The 1,826-nt window shown below is 57.7% G+C and carries 1 protein-coding gene; it reads left to right on the top strand.

Features of this window, described 5'->3' with window-relative positions; translation table 11 throughout:
* Positions 1–895: 895 nt before the first annotated feature.
* Positions 896–1,543 (top strand): hypothetical protein, encoded by a 648-nt coding sequence (locus tag F6X40_RS41355; protein WP_187631875.1) that lies wholly within the window; start codon positions 896–898, stop codon positions 1,541–1,543.
* Positions 1,544–1,826 lie beyond the last annotated feature (283 nt).

Here is a 1,826-nt window from a genome sequence, read left to right as displayed (position 1 = left end):
TTCCGAGCGTCTCGGACCATCCCGCGGTTTCCTCCCTCGAGGCTTATCCGACGCCTGCCCACACGCGCCGCGGCACACTCACAGCCATGTGAATGAGGGCAGACGTCGAATAACCCTTAACGATCACGGCCTTCGGCATCGGGCAGTAGTCGGTCATGAGCGCTCGTCCGGACAGGTGCCACGATCGCCAACATGTAACCTCGGCTAGCCCACCTACACTGCCAAGGAGTTGTTGGGCTCGGTGCGGACATACGGGCGCAGATCACTTCATGAAACAGTTGAGGAACACCTCGGTCGTCGTGCAGGCGGATCCACCGCGCGCGTTACGCGTTTGTTGCGCATCACTCGCTGACTGTGCGCAGTGAAGGCGAGGAGTGGCAGATGGATTTCGCCAGCGAAATTGACGACCTTGCCAAGGCGCTGGAACGGCTCGGGATCGATACAGGCCAGGGGCTCATTACTCCGATGAAACGAGACGATGAAGACGACGAATGATGCTCTTGACGTGTCGCCTGTGGCGCTTCCGGATGTCCATGATGGGCTCACCAAGGTACTGTTCAAACGTACAGTAGCGCGCGCTTCACCTAACGGCCTAGACTTAACACGTGGACAAGAACGCGGAGTGAGTTATGGTCACCAGGACTGTCCGACGGACACTTTCCGGTCTGACTTCAGCGATTGCGCAAGCGCCGAAGAGTAAGCATCGGATCGAACATACCGTGAAATCGGCTCAGCAAATGGCCGACGAGGCCTGGAGACGGACGACTCACGGACTGCACAATTCCCTGATGCGTAAGGATCCGAAAGGGTGATTTTCGCAAGCCAGACGCAAGACTGAGCTCGCCGGGTTGGACGCATATGCTGTTTCTCCCAGAACCGGATGCGGAGGCACACTATGTCGAGCAAAAGCGATAGGGACAACAGATCCAATCAATTGAATCCCAACAATCCAGCGTACGCGAGTTCTCGCGCGGGCAACTTCCGCGATGATGATGACGATTGGGAACCCGTCTCTTATGTCGATCGATACTTTTATACTCCGCCGCGCGCGACCACGTTTCAGGCGATAGGGCAGTACGGAGTTGGGGTGGTTTCGCAAGAAGGGCAAGCGAGGTTCGTTACATTTCGTCTGGAAGCCACCACTAGCGCGACCCTCCTTTATACCCACGCAAGCTTGCAGTCGCGCGTAGAGGACTATTTCGAGCGTTTCGCGATCCATGTCCATGGGCTGTTCCACACGCACTTCAAAGCTCCGCCGGTCTTGTATGTCCAGTTTGATGGAACATCTGGCCGGCTACCGTGGCACGTTCCGCTCAACCTGGAACAACCCGAGACGATGCAGACGTTTCTGATGTCGCACAAGCCGCACATGAACTGTGCACCCGCTCCGGATGCAGTTATCGAACTGTTATGTGACCGCCTCAGTGAACCAAGCGAGGATTGGGGTACTTTCGAAGCCCTGGATCGAGACACTTCGGATCTGACATTCGTCTACGCCAGGCGCTGCAACGCTGAGATTCAGAGAAATTCCAAAGGATTGTGACAAAGCAGCAGGTGCGCTCAATCGGCCTAATGCCCTACATCCTGTCGCGCGATGCACCGTGCGCTTCTAGCCGGAACCCCGGGATCGGTCGTCTTCTGTCGAGTGCGGTCGGGCCGATTGACAGCCGCCGTCGTCGGTTCAGGATCGGACCGGGTGCGGCCATGAACGGTCACGGGCTGGCGGGTTGGCCCGGACGATCAATCATCGGCTCGACTCAGAATACGGCCATTCGGCCTGCAGTCGCATGCGTGACGGCGTTGGTGCATAGAGACGGGCATTGGGC

The sequence above is a fragment of the Paraburkholderia sp. UCT31 genome (assembly GCF_014397655.1).
Lineage (GTDB): Bacteria > Pseudomonadota > Gammaproteobacteria > Burkholderiales > Burkholderiaceae > Paraburkholderia > Paraburkholderia tuberum.
This window is presented reverse-complemented; position numbering and strand designations above follow the sequence as displayed.

Coding starts and splice junctions, on each gene's coding strand:
- F6X40_RS41355 (WP_187631875.1), top strand. CDS start 896: ATGTCGAGCAAAAGCGATAGGGACAACAGATCCAATCAATTGAATCCC.